The 17,516-nt window shown below is 66.0% G+C and carries 21 protein-coding genes and 2 tRNA genes; 14 read left to right on the top strand and 9 right to left on the bottom strand.

Going from position 1 to position 17,516, the window contains the following annotated elements; all coding sequences use genetic code 11:
• Nucleotides 1-55 precede the first annotated feature (55 nt).
• Nucleotides 56-982 carry a phosphoribosylaminoimidazolesuccinocarboxamide synthase gene (locus C0R07_RS08080; RefSeq protein ID WP_019185298.1) on the bottom strand — a complete coding sequence of 309 codons (927 nt, stop codon included), beginning with the start codon at nt 980-982 and terminating at the stop codon, nt 56-58.
• Nucleotides 983-1,125: 143 nt separating this feature from the next.
• On the opposite strand from C0R07_RS08080, the gene C0R07_RS08075 reads away from it, so the two are divergent.
• The 4 genes from C0R07_RS08075 to yegS all read left to right on the top strand — a co-directional run bounded on the left by C0R07_RS08075 (nt 1,126) and on the right by yegS (nt 3,874).
• Nucleotides 1,126-1,455, top strand: a complete 330-nt coding sequence (locus C0R07_RS08075) for a J domain-containing protein (protein WP_019185299.1) — start codon at nt 1,126-1,128, stop codon at nt 1,453-1,455.
• Between the two features lie 42 nt (nt 1,456-1,497).
• Nucleotides 1,498-2,175, top strand: a complete 678-nt coding sequence (gene rpe / locus C0R07_RS08070) for a ribulose-phosphate 3-epimerase (RefSeq protein WP_070426117.1) — start codon at nt 1,498-1,500, stop codon at nt 2,173-2,175.
• Between the two features lie 12 nt (nt 2,176-2,187).
• On the top strand, nt 2,188-2,670 hold the full coding sequence (locus C0R07_RS08065) for a GNAT family N-acetyltransferase (protein ID WP_102788740.1): 483 nt from the start codon (nt 2,188-2,190) through the stop codon (nt 2,668-2,670).
• A gap of 271 nt (nt 2,671-2,941) precedes the next feature.
• Nucleotides 2,942-3,874, top strand: coding sequence for a lipid kinase YegS (yegS, locus tag C0R07_RS08060; RefSeq protein WP_019185303.1), 933 nt, complete (start codon nt 2,942-2,944; stop codon nt 3,872-3,874).
• A gap of 66 nt (nt 3,875-3,940) precedes the next feature.
• On the opposite strand, the gene C0R07_RS08055 is transcribed toward yegS, so the two are convergent.
• From C0R07_RS08055 to C0R07_RS08045, 3 genes are read right to left on the bottom strand one after another with little or no spacing between them, the layout of a single operon-like run.
• Nucleotides 3,941-4,657: a hypothetical protein gene (locus tag C0R07_RS08055; protein WP_102788621.1), complete on the bottom strand. Its 717-nt coding sequence runs from the start codon at nt 4,655-4,657 to the stop codon at nt 3,941-3,943.
• Between the two features lie 10 nt (nt 4,658-4,667).
• A complete protein-coding gene (locus C0R07_RS08050) occupies nt 4,668-5,009 on the bottom strand; it encodes a hypothetical protein (protein ID WP_019185305.1) in 342 nt (113 codons plus the stop codon).
• 29 nt (nt 5,010-5,038) lie between these two features.
• A complete protein-coding gene (locus tag C0R07_RS08045; protein WP_139146348.1) occupies nt 5,039-5,932 on the bottom strand; it encodes a hypothetical protein in 894 nt (297 codons plus the stop codon).
• Nucleotides 5,933-5,966: 34 nt separating this feature from the next.
• Here C0R07_RS08045 and C0R07_RS08040 point away from each other — a divergent pair, with 34 nt between their 5' ends.
• The 6 genes from C0R07_RS08040 (at nt 5,967) to C0R07_RS08015 (ending at nt 12,085) form a co-directional block, all read left to right on the top strand.
• Nucleotides 5,967-7,091 (top strand): hypothetical protein, encoded by a 1,125-nt coding sequence (locus tag C0R07_RS08040; protein WP_139146347.1) that lies wholly within the window; start codon nt 5,967-5,969, stop codon nt 7,089-7,091.
• Between the two features lie 223 nt (nt 7,092-7,314).
• Nucleotides 7,315-8,790, top strand: coding sequence for an anthranilate synthase component I (trpE, locus tag C0R07_RS08035; RefSeq protein ID WP_102788620.1), 1,476 nt, complete (start codon nt 7,315-7,317; stop codon nt 8,788-8,790).
• Between the two features lie 75 nt (nt 8,791-8,865).
• Nucleotides 8,866-9,444, top strand: coding sequence for an anthranilate synthase component II (locus C0R07_RS08030; RefSeq protein WP_070472319.1), 579 nt, complete (start codon nt 8,866-8,868; stop codon nt 9,442-9,444).
• Nucleotides 9,445-9,476: 32 nt separating this feature from the next.
• Complete coding sequence (gene trpD, locus C0R07_RS08025) at nt 9,477-10,514, top strand: anthranilate phosphoribosyltransferase (RefSeq protein ID WP_070472315.1); 1,038 nt, start codon at nt 9,477-9,479, stop codon at nt 10,512-10,514.
• A 63-nt stretch (nt 10,515-10,577) separates the two neighbouring features.
• Complete coding sequence (gene trpC, locus C0R07_RS08020; protein WP_070472312.1) at nt 10,578-11,372, top strand: indole-3-glycerol phosphate synthase TrpC; 795 nt, start codon at nt 10,578-10,580, stop codon at nt 11,370-11,372.
• Nucleotides 11,369-12,085, top strand: coding sequence for a haloacid dehalogenase-like hydrolase (locus tag C0R07_RS08015; RefSeq protein ID WP_070472309.1), 717 nt, complete (start codon nt 11,369-11,371; stop codon nt 12,083-12,085). The genes trpC and C0R07_RS08015 overlap by 4 nt, the downstream gene beginning before the upstream one ends.
• Before the next feature lie 50 nt (nt 12,086-12,135).
• On the opposite strand, the gene C0R07_RS08010 is transcribed toward C0R07_RS08015, so the two are convergent.
• Both C0R07_RS08010 and crp read right to left on the bottom strand, forming a co-directional pair.
• Complete coding sequence (locus C0R07_RS08010; protein WP_019185313.1) at nt 12,136-12,897, bottom strand: sulfite exporter TauE/SafE family protein; 762 nt, start codon at nt 12,895-12,897, stop codon at nt 12,136-12,138.
• 123 nt (nt 12,898-13,020) lie between these two features.
• Nucleotides 13,021-13,686, bottom strand: coding sequence for a cAMP-activated global transcriptional regulator CRP (crp, locus tag C0R07_RS08005; protein WP_019185314.1), 666 nt, complete (start codon nt 13,684-13,686; stop codon nt 13,021-13,023).
• Nucleotides 13,687-13,856: 170 nt separating this feature from the next.
• Here crp and speD point away from each other — a divergent pair, with 170 nt between their 5' ends.
• The gene (gene speD, locus C0R07_RS08000; RefSeq protein WP_019185315.1) at nt 13,857-14,651 is read left to right on the top strand and encodes an adenosylmethionine decarboxylase; all 795 of its coding nucleotides are present in this window, start codon (nt 13,857-13,859) and stop codon (nt 14,649-14,651) included.
• A 172-nt stretch (nt 14,652-14,823) separates the two neighbouring features.
• Complete coding sequence (gene sugE / locus C0R07_RS07995) at nt 14,824-15,141, top strand: quaternary ammonium compound efflux SMR transporter SugE (protein WP_070472306.1); 318 nt, start codon at nt 14,824-14,826, stop codon at nt 15,139-15,141.
• A 146-nt stretch (nt 15,142-15,287) separates the two neighbouring features.
• Here sugE and coq7 read toward each other — a convergent pair whose 3' ends face one another.
• Entirely contained in the window at nt 15,288-15,932 is a 645-nt protein-coding gene (gene coq7 / locus C0R07_RS07990) for a 2-polyprenyl-3-methyl-6-methoxy-1,4-benzoquinone monooxygenase (RefSeq protein WP_019185317.1), read from the bottom strand.
• A 181-nt stretch (nt 15,933-16,113) separates the two neighbouring features.
• On the opposite strand from coq7, the gene rplM reads away from it, so the two are divergent.
• Both rplM and rpsI read left to right on the top strand, forming a co-directional pair.
• Nucleotides 16,114-16,542, top strand: a complete 429-nt coding sequence (gene rplM / locus C0R07_RS07985) for a 50S ribosomal protein L13 (protein WP_017354548.1) — start codon at nt 16,114-16,116, stop codon at nt 16,540-16,542.
• A gap of 2 nt (nt 16,543-16,544) precedes the next feature.
• Complete coding sequence (gene rpsI / locus C0R07_RS07980) at nt 16,545-16,937, top strand: 30S ribosomal protein S9 (RefSeq protein WP_019185318.1); 393 nt, start codon at nt 16,545-16,547, stop codon at nt 16,935-16,937.
• A gap of 265 nt (nt 16,938-17,202) precedes the next feature.
• Here the strand turns inward: rpsI and C0R07_RS07975 are convergent.
• A tRNA-Gln gene (locus C0R07_RS07975) sits at nt 17,203-17,277 on the bottom strand.
• A 49-nt stretch (nt 17,278-17,326) separates the two neighbouring features.
• Nucleotides 17,327-17,403: transfer RNA gene (locus C0R07_RS07970), tRNA-Met, on the bottom strand.
• Nucleotides 17,404-17,516 lie beyond the last annotated feature (113 nt).

Raw genomic sequence — 17,516 nt, 5'->3', positions numbered from 1 at the left:
ACGGTCGACTCTACGGCCGGGACCCCCGGCCATCACGGCCGGGGGCGCAGGCGAATCAGTCGACCGAGATCCCGGCCAGGCGCTGCAGCGCCTCGGCGTACTTGGCGCGGGTACGTTCGATGATCTCGGCCGGGATGCTCGGGCCGGGCGCGGTCTTGCCCCAGTCCAGCGTCTCCAGGTAATCGCGGACGAACTGCTTGTCGTAGCTTGGCGGGCTGGTGCCCACCTCGTACTCGTCGGCCGGCCAGTAGCGCGAGGAATCCGGGGTCAGCATCTCGTCCATGATGTACAGACGGCCATCGGCATCGGTGCCGAACTCGAACTTGGTGTCGGCCAGGATGATGCCGCGCTCGCGCGCATAGTCGGCGGCGAAGGCGTAGATGCGCAGGGTCGCATCGCGTACGCGCTCGGCCAGGTCCGCCCCGACCGCCTTCACCATCGCATCGAAATCGATGTTCTCGTCATGGTCGCCGACGGCGGCCTTGGTCGAGGGGGTGAAGATCGGTTCGGGCAGCTGCTCGGCCTGGCGCAGGCCGTCAGGCAGCTCGATGCCGCTGATCTTGCCGGTGCGCTGGTAGTCCTTCCAGCCACTGCCGATCAGGTAACCGCGGGCGATCGCCTCCACCGGGACCGGCTTGAGCTTGCGGGTGACCACCGCGCGCTTGGCGTACAGGGCCGGATCCACGCCCTCGGGCAGCACGCTGGCGACATCGATGCCGGTCAGGTGGTTGGGCATCAGGTGCGCGGTCTTGGCGAACCAGAAGTTCGAGACCTGGCAGAGCATTTCGCCCTTGCCGGGGATCGGGTCGGGCAGCACCACGTCGAAGGCTGACAGACGGTCGGTCGCGACCATCAGCAGGTAGTCCCCCGGCGGTGTGCCGGCGGGGAGCCGGTCGCGCGGAATGTCGAAAACATCACGCACCTTGCCGCGATGGCGCAAGGGCAGGCCGGGGAGATCGGATTGCAACAACGTGGTCGGCACGGGCACTCCTGAGGCTTCGTCATGACAGCTGTCCAGGGGACCCGGAGGGCCCGCACAGACAGCGGGCGGCCTAGTGTAAAGCGGGTTGGGCCTGCTGTGACGTAAAATGAGGATCCTTTGTCGCCTCGGCTGCCCAGACCACCATGCGCTGGTACGGAAAACTGCTCGGATTCATCGCTGGCGCCCTGTTGTTCAGGCCCAATCCGCTGTTCGGGGCCGCGTTCGGGCTGTTGCTGGGGCATGCCTTCGACGCGGACTGGTTCCGGCTGAACAGGGAAAATCCCTACCGTGAGCTGGGGCTGACCTCCGAGGCGACCGATGCCGAGATCGACCTGGCCTACCGCCGGCTGATGTCCCAGTACCACCCCGACAAGGTGGTCGGCGCCGCCCCGGAGCTGCGCCAGCAGGCCGAGCGCAAGTCGCGCCAGCTCAATGCCGCCTATGACCGCATCAAGACCCTGCGCAAGCGCTGATTCCGCGCGGCGCTCCCTTTCAACATCCTGAAGGTCCCGGCCATGTCCAACTGCATCATTGCTCCCTCCATCCTGTCCGCCGATTTCGCCCGCCTGGGCGAGGAAGTGGACAACGTGCTCGCGGCCGGCGCCGACTGGGTGCATTTCGATGTGATGGACAACCACTATGTGCCGAACCTGACGATCGGCCCGCTGGTCTGCCAGGCGCTGCGCAAGCATGGCGTGACCGCACCGATCGACGTGCACCTGATGGTGGAGCCGGTGGACCGCATCATTCCGGATTTCGCCGAGGCCGGCGCGACCTACATCAGCTTCCATCCGGAGGCGAGCCGCCACGTGCACCGCACCATCCAGCTGATCCGTTCGCTGGGCTGCAAGCCGGGCGTGGTGCTCAATCCGGCCACGCCGGTGGACATCCTGGACTGGGTGCTCGATGACCTGGACCTGGTGCTGGTGATGTCGGTCAACCCGGGCTTCGGCGGCCAGGCCTTCATTCCCTCGGCGCTGGACAAGGTGCGCGCGATCCGCAAGAAGATCGATGCCAGCGGCAAGGACATCCGCCTGGAGATCGACGGTGGCGTGAAGGCCGACAACATCGGTGCCATCGCGGCGGCCGGTGCGGATGCGTTCGTGGCCGGCTCGGCGATCTTCAATGCGAAGACCAGCTACCAGGACATCATCGCGCAGATGCGCGGCAATGTCGCCGCGGCGCGGGGCTGAGCCATGGGATCGGTGGCTGCCGTGACCATCCGCGTGGCCACCGCCGAGGATGCGGGGCGGATCCTGCGCTTCATCCGCGAGCTGGCGATCTACGAAAGGGCCGAGTCGTCGGTGCAGACCGACGAAGCGGGCATCCGCGCGAGCCTGTTCGGGCCGGAAGCGAAAGCGCACGCGCTGATCTGCGAGGCCGACGGCGTGGCCATCGGCTATGCGGTGTATTTCTACAATTACTCGACCTGGCTGGGCCGCAACGGGATCTACCTGGAAGACCTGTACGTGAGCCCGGAACGGCGCGGCAGCGGGGCCGGCAAGGCATTGCTGCAGCACATCGCACGGATCGCGGTGGCCGAAGGCTGCGGCCGGTTCGAGTGGTCGGTGCTGGACTGGAATGAACCGGCGATCCAGTTCTACCAGGCCGCCGGTGCGAAGCCGCAAAGCGAGTGGACGGTGTACCGGATGGAAGGCGAGGCATTGCGGACCTTCGCCGAAGGCTGAGCACCCGGCAGAGCCGACCGTTGGTCGGCTGCCGCAGCCAACCCACCCCGGTAGAGCCGACCGTTGGTCGGCTGCCCTCCCGGCGGCAAAAAAAAAGACCGCACCCTTGCAGATGCGGCCCCGGGAACAGCGGGAGGCTGATCCTGCCTCCATCCATCTTCCTTGCTATGGCCTTCCATTCTCCGGGCCATCGGTGACGCTTTGATGACGTTCACCGACGGCCACCCCGCGCGCTGCTAGCCTTCGCTTCCCCACTCCCTGGAAGTACCCCATGAGCCGTCCCCATTGGCGTTTGATCCTCAACGGCAAGGCCACCGGCAATGAGGATGTGCGCGAGGCGGTGGCAGCACTGCGCGAGCGCGGGGTGCAGCTGGAGGTGCGGGTGACCTGGGAGTCGGGCGATGCCGAGCGCTACGTGGCCGAGGCGATCGCACACGGGGTCGACACGATCATCGCGGCCGGCGGAGACGGCACGCTCAGCGAGGTGGCCGAGACGCTGGCCCATCGCGAGGAGCCGGCCGATGCACTGCCGTCGCTGGGCCTCTTGCCGCTGGGCACGGCCAATGACTTCGCCACGGCGGCCGAAATTCCCGACGAACCGCTGGCGGCGCTGGAGCTGATCAGGCACGCGCCGGCGCGGCCGGTCGATCTGCTGCGCATCGATGCCGACGGCAAGGTGTGGTGGTGCGCGAACGTAGCCAGTGGCGGTTTCGGCACCGAGGTGACGGTGGAGACCGATGAGGGCCTGAAGAAGGTGCTCGGCGGGCTGGCCTATCTGGTGACCGGGGTCTCGCGGCTGGGCCGGATCGATCCCATCCAGGCGCGGGTCCGGGCGCCGGGCTTCGAATGGGCCGGTGGCTTCATCGCGCTGGGCGTTGGCAACGGCCGCCAGGCCGGCGGCGGCCAGGTGCTGTGCCCGGAGGCCCTGATCGACGATGGTGTGCTCGATATCACCGTGATTCCCGAGCTGAGCGGGGAGGTGGCGTCCACCTTCGCTGCGCTGGTCAAGGGCGGCAAGCGCGGTGCGCTGGAACAGGTGGCCGAACGTGTCCAGGCGCCGTGGGTGGAGATCGAGGCCGAGGCGCCGCTGACCCTCAATCTGGATGGCGAGCCGGTCCAGGCCCGCCATTTCCGCATCGACTGCGTGCCGGGGCGGGTCAACCTGCATGTAGCGCTGGACAGCCCGCTGCTGTCCAGAGCCTGAGTTCCGGCGCGGCTGCGGGGCCGTCCTGCATACGGCTGGCGCGTGGTGGCGCCTGCCGTGCCCGGCTCACTTGAACAGGCGGTCCAGCAACCGGCCGGCCGCGTTTTCAACCGTCTGATCCGCGCGCCCACCGATACCCGTGGCGACGCCGCCCGACGTGACTGAGCGATCCTTGAAGGAAACGGGGAATGTCTGCAGCCGTCGCAGTCGTCCCTGGCCCAGGTTTTCGTACTGGCCGAAGCTGGCACTGATATCGAAGCGGCTGCCCGGGGTCTGCGCCTCGTTCATGGCGCGCTGCACGAGGAAGGTGACCGTGCTGGATCGGCCTGGCAGCAGGGTGAAGGTCGGGTCGACCCGGTTCGTGGTGGCGATCGGGATGCCCTTGATCGTGTCTTTGTCCTGCCCGCCGAAGAAGCGGTAGGTATAGCCGTGGCTGTCGGTCGCGTTGAAGGTGTCGTACTCATAATTCAACACCATCGGCTGCGACGACACATTGCGCAGTGTCATCGTCACCGTGATCTCTACCGAGCCGCGCGTGCGCTGTCCTGCCCGGATCGAATCCAGCCGCGCTTCGATATCGCCAAATCGCTCCAGTGCGCCGGTGTTGTCGGGGGCCGGCACGCCGCAGCGTTGGTTCAACGCGTCCAGCTGGGCACGCAGCTGTGCGTTCTCACGACGGAGCGCGTCGGCGGATTGTGCGTGGGCAGGCACGGCCTGACCGGCCAGCAATGCGGCCGCCGCAGCGGCCGACAGCAGCGACTGCTTCAAGGTGATTCCGTTCATGTGCAGATCCTCAATGCATGGACATGGCTGCGCCAAACAGGCCGAGCACGGTGAGATTGACCAGCACCCAGACGATGCCCGCAGCGAACAGGCTGGCCAAGGTGATCAACAACTGCTTGATGCCATCGGGGTTCCCCTTGCTTTGCGCATAGGCGAAACACAGGATCGTGCTGAGCAGGAACAGCACCACACCGACGATGCCGACGATCGGCACCAGCGCGCAGCCCCAGCCGATCCATCGCAGCGTCCTGGCCGTGCGCATCAGGCCGTCGGTTGCGCGCCGCCCGGCTTCCTCGCGCACGAGGCGCTGCTGCAGCGCGTTCTGGACGTCGCTTTCATTGAGTTGATTCATGGATGATTCCCCTGTGGATTCCGAAACGATCAGCTGCCCAACGCACGCCGTGCGCAGTCCTCCGGTGAAACGCACGGATCCTCTTCCGCTGGCTGCGCTGCCACCGCCGGATCGGGCGAGTAGGACGCCAGGACGCGTCCGCTGCGGTCCAGAAGCTGGACATGCGTGACATAGGCATTGATGCGACGCTGGTTCAGATCGGCAGACTGGACGAAGAAGTAGGTCCGCAGCCGGGGTTTGCTGTTCCATCGGCTGCGAAGCCCTTCGAGCTCGCGGGCAACCGTTTCGTCAGCGACCGGGGCGAGCTGGACCTGCGCGGGATTGGCCCAGGTGTAGCTATACTCCGGAATGTCCATGAAGTAGCGGTACTTGCCGCCGTTGAATTCGCCGACCGGGAAGCCCTTCCGCTCGAAGTCATAGGCCTGCAGGTCGGCATCATCCAGTTCGCTCCAGTAATAGGGCGAGCGGCCAGCGTCTGCGATGCTCTGTTCGAGCTGCGGGCGAAGCGCCCCCATCAGGTCCTTGCGGCGGAAGGTATCGGCGGTGCCGCGGTATTCCTGCGAGGCAAGGCTGGCCATCGTGTCGAAATCCGTCGGAAGCTTGGACATGGCGGCATAAAGAAACATGACCTGCTGGCCGCTATCCAACTTGCGGTACTCGGCCAGCGGCTTGGCCAGGTCGGCTTGAGGAAGGGTGGTGGGCGCCGGTTTATCGGCGTTTGCCTCACCCTCGGCCGCAGCGGCGTTGCTGTCCTTATCGGTACTCGGGGAAGCTGCATCGCCTTTGCCGCCGCATCCGACGAGCAGCAGGGACAGGGTGAGCGCAGTAGAAACTGATCGCAGCGCAGAGAGGGCCATGGCGTCCTTGACGTGGTGATGGGATGGCGGCAAATCTGCGTCCAGATGCGCAGCGACGCAGGTCATGGACATGACTTGACGAACAACACAGGAGATGGTTGTGAAAGCGGAGCTTATGGAAGAGCTGTACGCGGGGGTCACCGACCCGGAGCGGATGCAGTCATTCGTTGAACGTCTCGGTCGCGCGGTCGGTTGCCACTCCGGCAGCGTGACCCTGCGCGACGTGCACGGGGGGCGACACAGGGCGCTGGTCGCGGCCGGCGCGATGGCCGACCCGCGTACGGTGGAGCGCTTCAACGAAGACACGCTCTACTCGGTGGACAACCTCTGGTTCAACCGGGCCGCGCCGACGATGCGTGCTGGCAGCGTCATCGTCAGCGATCGGGTGGCCACGCTCGATGAGATGCGTGGAACGCGGTACTACCTGGACTTCCTGCGCCAGATCGACACGCTGCGTTCGGTGGCATTGTGTGCCTCGCGCAAGCCGGACCAGGTCACCATGCTGACCTTCGTGGGAACCGAGCGGCGCGGCGATTTCGATGCCCGCGAGGTGGCACTGTGCGAAGCGTTGGCCCCTCACTTCGTCAATGCCTTCGAGCTGCGCCAGGCACTGCAGGACGCGTGGCGGCAGGCAGGAACGCTGGCCCTGCTGCTTCTCGATGAGAACCTGCGGCCGGTATCGGTCAATGCCGGGGGCGAGGAGATGCTGCTGGCGCGCGTCCTGCGTGTGCGCCGAAAGGCGGCATTGGAGCCGGTGCATCCCGCCTCGCGGGCGGGTTGGAATGCCCTGGTCCGGCGCCTGGCGCTGCGGGGCGGTCCGGCGCAGGACCCCGGAGAGGATATCGTCGCTCTGCACGATGCAGATGGACTCCTGGCAGGATTCGCATCGCTTCGGCCCTATGGAAAGTACATTCCCGGCACCGGTACCGCCCGTTTCGTCATGACGGTCAACACGCTGGTGCGCCGCTCCTCGGCGGGGCTGTCCGCCACCCTGCGCGAGCTTTTCGGCCTGACCCCGGGCGAAGCGACGCTGGCCGTAGCGCTGCATCACCAAGGCGAGCTGTCGGCCGCCGCAGCGACCTGCGGCATCGGTGTCGGGAGTGCGCGGACCCGCCTGCAGAGCATTTTCGAGAAGACCCGCCTGCATCGGCAGGTGGACCTGGTCAGGATGCTGGACACCCTGAATGGCATGCTGGCCAGTGAGCGCCCGCTGCCGCTGTACTGACGCCCGGGCAGTCGCTCCATGCCGGAGTGGGCCGCCACGTCGGCTTTGGAGCGGCTGCACGCAGGCCCGGGCGGGGTTCCCCCCCGCGCCGGGCTGAGGTACAGTCGCCGGGTGTCCATTCTGACGACCCCGCATACCCTTTCTTCCGCTCGCCGTTGGTGGCGATGGTGGCCTGTTGCCGTCGTCCGTCCCGCCACCGCCGTTTCCCGGAAGGAAAGTCGTCTTGATCACGCTCGAGCAGTTCCAGCAGCAGGCCGCTGAAGGCCACACCCGCATCCCCGTCGTCCGTGAAGTGCTGTCCGACCTGGACACGCCGCTCTCGGTCTATCTGAAGCTCGCCGACGGCCCGCATACCTATCTGTTTGAATCGGTCGAGGGCGGCGAACGCTTCGGGCGCTATTCCATCATCGGCCTGCCGGCGCGCCGGGTGTATGCCTTCCACGGCCATACCCTGACCATCAGCGAATCCGGCACCGTGGTGGAAACCCGCGAGGTCGCCGACCCGTTCACCGAGGTCGAGGCCCTGCGCAGCGCCCACTCGGTGCCGAAGCTGGCCGGTCTGCCCGGCTTCACCGGCGGCCTGGTCGGCTGGTTCGGCTTCGAGTGCATCGGCTACATCGAACCGCGCCTGGCGCCGCCGCGTGGCCGCGACGAGCTGGGCACGCCGGACATCCTGCTGCTGCACTCCGAAGAACTGGCGGTGTTCGACAACCTGAAGGGCCGCCTGTACCTGATCGTGCATGCCGACCCGGGTCAGCCCGGTGCATGGGAGGAGGCCCAGGCGCGGCTGGATGCGCTGGTCGCCAAACTGCGTGCGCCCGGTGCCGGCTACCCCGCGCCGATCACCCGCGACGTGCTGGACGAGAACGATTTCGTCTCCGGCTTCACCCGCGAAGGCTTCATCGCTGCGGTCGACAAATCCAAGGAATACATCCGCGCCGGCGACATCTTCCAGGTGGTGCTGAGCCAGCGCCTGAGCGTGCCGTTCAAGGCGCGCCCGGTGGATGTGTACCGCGCGCTGCGTGCGCTCAATCCCTCGCCGTACATGTATTTCCTCGATACCGGCGACGTGCAGGTGGTCGGCTCCTCGCCGGAAATCCTGGTGCGGCTGCAGGACGGGGAAGTCACCGTGCGTCCGATCGCCGGCACCCGCCCGCGCGGCGCGACGGTGGAGGAAGACAACGCACTCGAAGTGGAACTGCTGGCCGATCCCAAGGAACGTGCCGAGCATCTGATGCTGATCGATCTCGGCCGCAATGATGCCGGCCGCGTGTCCAAGGCGGGCACGGTGGAAGTGGGCGAGCAGTTCGTGATCGAGCGCTACAGCCACGTCATGCACATCGTCAGCGAGGTCACCGGGCAGCTGCAGCCGGGCCTGAGCTATGCCGACGTGATGCGTGCGACGTTCCCGGCCGGCACCGTCAGCGGCGCGCCGAAGATCCGCGCGCTGGAAGTGATCCGCGAGCTGGAGCCGATCAAGCGCAACGTCTACGCCGGCAGCATCGGCTACATCGGCTGGCATGGCGATGCCGATACCGCGATCGCGATCCGCACCGCGGTGATCAAGGACGGTCGCCTACACGTGCAGGCGGGCGCCGGCATCGTTTACGACTCCGACCCCGGCAAGGAATGGGACGAGACGATGAACAAGGGCCGCGCGTTGTTCCGTGCCGTGGCGCAGGCAGCCAAGGGCCTGTAACGCACTGCTGCCGAACGGCCTGACACGTGCACGGTTGCGTGCACGCCACTTCCCCATTCAAGACGGACCCTGACCATGTTGTTGATGCTCGACAACTACGACAGCTTCACCTACAACCTCGTGCAGTACCTGCAGACGCTGGGCGCCGAGGTCAAGGTGGTGCGCAACGACGCGTTGAGCGTCGATGAAATCGCCGCGCTCGCGCCCGAGCGCATCGTGATCTCGCCCGGCCCGTGCACGCCCAACGAAGCGGGTGTGTCGCTGGAGCTGATCCGCCGGCTCGGCCCGACCACGCCGATCCTGGGCGTGTGCCTGGGCCACCAGAGCATCGGCCAGGTGTATGGCGGTGACGTCATCCGCGCCACCAACATCATGCACGGCAAGACCTCGCCGATCCGGCATGAAGGCAAGGGCGTGTTCGCCGGCCTGCCGGACCGCTACCAGGCCACGCGCTACCACTCGCTGGTGGTCGACAAGACCACGCTGCCGGCCTGCCTGGAAATGACCGCCTGGACCGAGAACGAGGACGGCTCGATCGAAGAGATCATGGGCCTGCGCCATCGCGAACATCCGGTCGAGGGCGTGCAGTTCCACCCCGAGTCGATCCTCACCGAGCATGGCCACGCCCTGCTGAAGAATTTCCTGCAGCGCTGAGCGCGCCGCACCTGCACCACAAAGGACCCCGCATGACCTTCTCCCCCCAGGAAGCCCTGCAGCGCACCATCGAGCACCGCGAGATCTTCTTCGACGAAATGGTCGACCTGATGCGGCAGATCATGCGCGGTGACGTGTCGCCGGTGATGACCGCCGCGATCCTGACCGGCCTGCGGGTCAAGAAGGAAACCATCGGCGAAATCGCCGGTGCCGCCACCGTGATGCGCGAGCTCGCCCTCGCGGTACCGGTGGAGGACAAGACACATCTGGTGGATATCGTCGGCACCGGTGGGGATGGTTCGCACACCTTCAACATTTCCACCTGCGCGATGTTCGTGGTGTCTGCGGCCGGGGCCAAGGTGGCCAAGCATGGCAACCGCAGTGTTTCCTCCAAGTCCGGCAGTGCCGATGCAGTCGAGGCACTGGGCGCGATCATCGATCTGCAGCCGGAGGAGGTCGCGCGCGCGATCACCGAGACCGGCATCGGCTTCATGTTCGCGCCGATGCACCACCCGGCGATGAAGGTCGTCGCGCCGGTGCGCCGCGAAATGGGCGTGCGTACGATCTTCAACATCCTCGGCCCGCTGACCAATCCGGTCGGTGCGACCAATGTGCTGATGGGCGTGTTCCACCCGGATCTGGTCGGCATCCAGGCACGCGTGCTGCGCGAACTCGGTGCCGAGCGCGCGCTGGTGGTGTGGGGTCGCGACAACATGGATGAGATCTCGCTCGGCGCCGGCACGCTGGTCGGCGAGCTGCGCGACGGCAAGGTGCGCGAGTACGAGATCCATCCGGAAGACTTCGGTATCGCGATGTCGGCCAGCCGCAACCTCAAGGTCGAGAGTCCGGAGGAATCCATCGCCATGCTGCGCGGCGTGCTCGACAACCAGCCCGGCCCGGCGCTGGACATCGTCGCCCTCAACGCCGGCGCCGCCCTGTATGTGGCCGGTGTCGCCGACAGCATCGCCGATGGCCTGGCCCGCGCGCGCGCGGTGCTGGCCGATGGCAGTGCGCGCTCGCGGATGGAGCAGTACGTGGCCGCCACCCGCCGCATCCGCGGGGCCGTCTGAGCCCGCGTTTTCAGAATTCAGCGGGGCTGGCCGATAATGGCCGGCCTCCAGGACCCCAATGACATGAGCGACATCCTCGATACCATCCTGGCCCGCAAGGCCGAAGAAGTCGCCGCACGCCGTGCCCAGGTGCCGCTGGAGGCGCTGATCTCGCGCGTGGAGCAGGCCCCGCCGGTGCGGGGGTTCGCCGATGCGCTGCGCGCCTCGATCACCGCCGGCAACCCGGCCGTGATCGCCGAGATCAAGAAGGCCAGTCCGTCCAAGGGCGTGATCCGCCCTGACTTCCATCCGGCCGATATCGCGGTGAGCTACGAGTTCGGTGGTGCCAGCTGCCTGTCGGTGCTGACCGACGTGGACTTCTTCCAAGGCAGCGATGCCTATCTGCAGCAGGCCCGGGAGGCCTGCACGCTGCCGGTGCTGCGCAAGGACTTCGTGATCGATGCCTACCAGGTGTATGAAGCGCGCGTGCTCGGCGCGGACTGCATCCTGCTGATCGTGGCTGCTTTGGACGACCGCCAGCTGGCCGAGCTTTCCGACCTGGCCATGCAGCTGGGCATGGACGTGCTGGTGGAAGTGCACGACATCGACGAGCTGGAGCGTGCCATCCAGGTGCCGGTGCCGCTGATCGGCATCAACAACCGTAACCTGCGCACCTTCGAGGTCTCGCTGCAGACCACGCTGGACATGCGCCAGGCCGTACCGCGCGACCGCCTGCTGGTCACCGAAAGCGGCATCCTCGGCCCGGCCGATGTCTCGGTGATGCGTGAGGCCGGGGTCAATGCGTTCCTGGTCGGCGAGGCCTTCATGCGCGTGGAAGAGCCCGGCGAGGGCCTGCGTCAGCTATTCTTCAGCGCATGACAGCGATCTACCCAACGCCGCGCGACGACGCCCCGCTGGTGGTCTTCGATTTCGATCACACCCTGTATGACGGCGATTCCGGCAGCCATCTGTTCGCCTGGCTGATCAAGCGCAACCCGCTGCGGCTGCTGGCCGCCCTCATCGCCACGCCGCTGCTCGGCCCGCTGGTGGCGTTCCTGCCGACCCGGCGCCGCGGCATCTCCGGCTATGTCTGGATCGCCACGTTCGGCCTGCACCGGGCGCGCGAGTTCAACAAGGTGATCGACCGCTACGTGCTCAAGCACGAGGCCGACATCCGCCGCCGCCTGCTGCCGGTCGCGCTGGAGGTGTTTGCCCGCCACCGGGCCGCCGGAGACCGCGTGGTGGTCGCCACCGGTGCGCCGCCGGAACTGGCCCGCGCGATCCTGGCCTTCGTCGCCCACCAGGGCGTGCCGGTGATCGGCAGCGAGGTCGGCCCGTTCCTGGGCGCGGTCATCGCCACCCGGCACTGCCACAACGAAGAAAAGATGCGGATGCTGCGCGAGCGCGGGTATGGCGAGATCGACGTCGCCTACTCCGACAGCAGCGCCGACCTGCCGCTGCTGCTGGCCGCGGCCGCGCCGGTCGTGGTCAATCCCAAGGCCTCGCGGGTGGCGTACTTCCGCCAGGTGCTGCCCCCGGATACCCCGGTGCTCAACTGGGGCTGCGTGGACCGGGCCGGCGACCCGGTCTGATCCGGCGCTGAAAACGCCCGGGAAGGGCTGAAAAGCGTGTCGCGTCCGGCTCAGCCTGCGCGCCACTGCACGATTGCGTGGCTGATCTGGAACAGGCTGATGCCCAGGACCAGCACGCCGACGGCGATCAACACCCAGCGTTCCTTGACGTTCTTGACCAGAATCGCGGCGATCGGCGCAGCCATCATGCCGCCGATCAGCAGGCCGGCGACGATGTTCAGGTACTGCACGCCCATGGTCAGTAGGAAGGTGATCGACACCGCGAGGGTCACCACGAACTCGGCGGCATTGACCGTGCCGATGGTGGTGCGGGCCTTTCCGCCGCGGGCGAGCAGGGTGGAGGTGGCCACCGGGCCCCAGCCACCGCCGCCGCTGGCATCCAGCAGGCCGGCCACGAAGCCCAGCAGCGGGACACGCTTCACTTCCTGCGCCGGCAGCATCCGGCCGGCCGCGCGCAGCAGGATGAAGATGGCCAGCACCAGCAGATACATATAGATGAAGGGGCGAATCACGTCACCGGGCAGCTGGGTCAGCACGTAGGCCCCCACCACACCACCGACCGCGCCGGGAAGGGCCAGGCGCAGGAACAGCCGGCGATCCACGTTGCCGGCGACCAGGTGCGACACCCCGGAGGCGCCGGTGGTGAAGACTTCAGCGGTGTGCACGCTGGCGCTCACGGCTGCCGGCGGCACGCCCATGCTCAGCATCACCGAGGAGGACACCAGCCCGAAGGCCATGCCCAATGCGCCATCGACCAGCTGTGCGCCTAGGCCGATCAGGATGAACCAATAGAATTCGCTGCCAAGTTCCATGCGAACAGCCTAGCGGCAAATGGGCAGGTAGTGCCGGCCGCCGGCCGGCAACCTCGTCCAGGTCGACGGGCAGGGGGGGATCTGCGTGGTTGCCGGCCAGCGGCCGGCACTACGCGGGCAGGATCAACGGGTGCCGTACAGAACGACGGTCTTGCCGCGGGCATGCAGCAGCCCGTCGGTCTGCAGCTTCTTCAACACGCGGCCGGCCATCTCACGCGAGCAGCCGACTAGGCGCGCCAGCTCCTGGCGCGAGACGCGCAGCTGGGTGCCCTGCGGGTGGCTCATGGCCTCCGGCTCGCGGGACAGGTCGTGCAGGGTCCGCACGATGCGGTCGGTCACGTCCAGGAAGGCCAGGCGGCTGGCTTTCCTGCTGGTGTCGAGCAGGCGCTTGGAGAGCTGCTGGCCGATCGAGTAGAGCAGCCGCGGGGCATCGGCGGAGAGCGGGCCGAGGAACAGCTGATGCAGGCGTTCGTAGCTGATCTCGGCCAGTTCGCACGGGGTGCGGGTGCGCAGGATCACCTCGCGGCGGTCCGATTCCACGAACAGCCCCATCTCGCCGACGAACTCTCCCGAGCCGAAGTAGCCCAGCACCAGCTCACGATCGTCATCTTCCTCAGCCATTATTGAGACGGAGCCGCTGATGACGTAGTACAGGGTGCCTGCCGGATCCCCCGGACGGAATACGTCGGTACGGGCGGGATAACGGCGGCGGTGGCTGTGGGCCAGGAAGCGATCGATTGTTGCGATATCCAGGGCCAATGGACTTGTGGCAAGGCGCACAGTTGACACGTTGAGGCGCTCCGATTGCTCATGAAGAATTCACGGCTATGTGCCGGGAGCTTAACGATCCGAATTGTTAAGGGCAAACCGAGCACAGCTACTCGTTTCAATGCAAGTTTCGCCCCCGATCACTTTGCCCCATAATTACTTCTTTCCCACCACACACAGGATCGACCGCCGTGGTCAAGCCGTTGCCTCGCCTGAGGTTGCAGGGTTTCAACAACCTCACCAAGGCGCTGAGCTTCAACATCTATGACGTCTGTTACGCCCGCACCGAAGAGGAGCGTCAGCGTTACATCGAATATATTGATGAAGAGTACAACGCCGATAGGCTGACTCAGATCCTGACCGACGTTGCCGAGATCATCGGCGCGAACATCCTGAACGTGGCCCGCCAGGACTACGACCCCCAGGGTGCCTCGGTGACGATCCTGATCTCGGAAGAGCCGGTGATCGACAAGAAGCAGGCCGGCAAGGAGCTGATCTCCGACGCCGTGGTCGCCCACATGGACAAGAGCCACATCACTGTCCATACCTACCCGGAAACCCATCCGCAGGAGGGCATCGCCACGTTCCGCGCGGACATCGATGTGGCCACCTGTGGCGTGATTTCCCCGCTGAAAGCGCTGAACTACCTGATCGAGAGTCTGGAATCGGACATCGTGATCATGGACTACCGCGTGCGTGGCTTCACCCGTGACGTGAAGGGCAAGAAGCACTACATCGATCACAAGATCAACTCGATCCAGAACTTCCTGGCCAAGAACATCAAGTCGCGCTACGAGATGTTCGACGTCAATGTCTATCAGGAAAACATCTTCCACACGAAGATGCACCTGAAGGACTTCGACCTGGACCAGTACCTGTTCGAAGAGAAGGCCAAGAACCTGTCGTTCAAGGAACGCATGAAGATCGAGGCGCTGCTGCGTCGTGAGATCGAAGAGCTGTTCCACGGGCGCAACCTGGCCGAGTAAGGCACACCCTGCGATGTCGTCCGGGCCTGGCCCCGGCCGGCGTCGTCCAGGCGGGACGGCCCGCCCTGTGGAACCGGTGTTTGCGCAAAATCGGGTTCCACGGCAGCTACCGACGACGGTCCGGTGTGAAAACACCGGGCCGTTTTGTTTTTGTTAACCCAAGGAATCCCCCATGCCCTGGATCTATCTTCTTGTGGCCGGTCTGTTCGAGATCGGCTTCGCCATCGGAATGAAGTACTCCGAAGGCTTCAGCAAGCCCCTTCCCACGCTGGCCACCGTCGCCGCCGCCCTGGTCAGCCTGTACCTGATGAGCCAGGCCATGAAATCCATTCCGGTCGGCACCGCCTATGCGATCTGGACCGGGATCGGCGCACTGGGCGTGGCGATGCTGGGCATCTTCCTGTTCGGCGACAGCGCTTCGCCGTCGCGGCTGGCCTGCATCGCGTTGATCGTGGCCGGGGTGATCGGGCTGAAGCTGGTCTCGGGGTAACGCCCTCGCATTCGCGCTGGCGCTCCCACGGTTCGCTGTGCGAACCGTGGGCCCCCGGCTCACTGAACACCCATACCCCCGCCGCTTCGCGGCGCCCCCCTGACTCAGGGGGGCTTTTCACCCGATGCACGCGGCGCGGTGGAGGCTTAAAGGCGGTACGCGATGGTCTTCATGACCTTGGAGGCCAGCGCCATCACCGATGGGATCGGGGCGGGCAGCCTGCGCGCGCCGGCATGCTCGGCGTGGTCGGCATGGCGGGCCTCGTCGATCTTCATCACCTTGATCACCTCGCGGCTGCGCAGGTCGGCCGGCGGCAGGGTGTCCAGGTGTTCGTCCAGATGGGCTTCCACCTGGCGCTCGGTTTCGACCACGAAGCCCAGGTTCCAGCCGTCCCCGCGCAGGCCGGCCAGGGTGCCGATGGTGTAGCTGCCGGCATACCAGATCGGGTTGAACAGGCTGGGACGGCTGTCCAGTTCGCGCAGGCGCTGGGCGCACCAGGCCAGATGGTCGGTCTCTTCCTGGGCCGCATCGAGCAGGTGGGCGCGGGTTTCCGGCTCGCGGGCGACCGCGGCCTGGCCGAAGTACAGGCCCTGGGCGCAGACCTCGCCGACGTGGTTGATGCGCATCAGGCCGGCGGCGTGGCGGCGCTCGGGTGCGGCCATCTGCACGTCCGGGGTGCCCTCGGCGGGGTAGGGGCGGCTGGCCGGCGGATTGCCGAACACCGTATCCAGGGCCCGCTGGGCTTCGGTCAGCAGGTGGTCGAGCGGGGTGATCTGGCGGAGCGCGGTCATGGCAGGCGGTGTCGCGGCGGGGGACCGTCGATTCTCGCCCCATGGGGCCGGTGTGCCAAGCCGGGATCGGGGTCAACTTGCATGTGGTGGGGATGGCCAGTACAATCCCGCCTCTTCACAACGCGTGGCAGAGTTCCGGCCGTACTGCGCCGTAATGAGCCCGACCTACTTGAGTTCTTTCATGAGCACTTTCACTGCAAAGTCCGAGACCGTCCAGCGCGACTGGTATCTCGTCGACGCTTCCGGCAAGACGCTGGGCCGTCTGTCCACCGAGCTGGCCCGCCGTCTGCGCGGCAAGCACAAGCCGGTCTACACCCCCCACGTTGATACCGGTGATTACCTGGTTGTCATCAATGCAGAAAAGATTGCCGTCACCGGCAACAAGCTGCAGGACAAGCTGTACCACCGCTTCACTGGCTACATCGGCAACCTGAAGACCGAAACTCTGGCCCAGGCGCTTGAGCGCCACCCGGAGCGCGTCATCGAGACCGCCGTCAAGGGCATGCTGCCGAAGGGCCCGCTGGGCCGCGCCATGTACCGCAAGCTCAAGGTGTACTCGGGTTCCGAGCACCCGCACGCCGCTCAGCAGCCCCAGGTTCTGGATATCTAATCATGGCTATCACGCAAAACTACGGCACCGGCCGCCGCAAGTCCTCCACCGCCCGCGTGTTCCTGCGCAAGGGCGCCGGCAACATCACCGTCAATGGCCGTCCGCTGGACGAGTTCTTTGGCCGTGAGACTGCACGCATGATCGTGCGTCAGCCGCTGGAACTGACCAAGAACACCGAAACCTTCGACATCATGGTCACCGCTGCTGGCGGTGGTACCACCGGTCAGGCCGGTGCGATCCGTCTGGGCATCGCCCGCGCGCTGATCGAGTACGACGAAACCCTGAAGTCCGAGCTGCGCAAGGCTGGCTTCATGACCCGTGACGCCCGTGAAGTCGAGCGTAAGAAGGTCGGCCTGCACAAGGCACGTCGCGCCACCCAGTTCTCCAAGCGCTGATCCATCGCGCCTGGCGTGGGATCCTTCGGGATCCCCCTGGGAGGTACGCAAAAGCCCGGCTTCGGCCGGGCTTTTGTCGTTTTCGGGGGTGGGTGTCCCGTCCGGGGGCGCGCGCCGCCAGGCGAGGGGATGTGGCAGGCAGGGCAGGGGAGGGCTGGCGCCCACACCTTGCTGCGCAAGGTGTGGGGTCCGGGCGCTTCGCGTCCCGACAAACGCCCAAACAAACAGAAAAGGCCGATCTTTCGATCGGCCTTTTCTGTTTGTTTGGCTGCCCCGGATGGATTCGAACCACCGAATGCCTGAGTCAGAGTCAGGTGCCTTACCGCTTGGCGACGGGGCAAAATGTGCGTGCAATTATTGCACTTTCTCCCTGAAAAACCAAGCGAACTTGGTGGCTATGGGTGGACTCGAACCACCGACCCCAGCATTATGAGTGCTGTGCTCTAACCGGCTGAGCTACATAGCCTCAGGGAGCCGGTAATTCTGGAGATGTATCTGGAATCTGTCAACACTTTTTCACCGCGCTTGTGAGTGGGCAGCGGGCGTGGCACAGTCCCGATCAGTAGATTTTTCTAGGAG

This window comes from Stenotrophomonas bentonitica (assembly GCF_002887735.1).
GTDB lineage: Bacteria > Pseudomonadota > Gammaproteobacteria > Xanthomonadales > Xanthomonadaceae > Stenotrophomonas > Stenotrophomonas bentonitica_A.
This window is presented reverse-complemented; position numbering and strand designations above follow the sequence as displayed.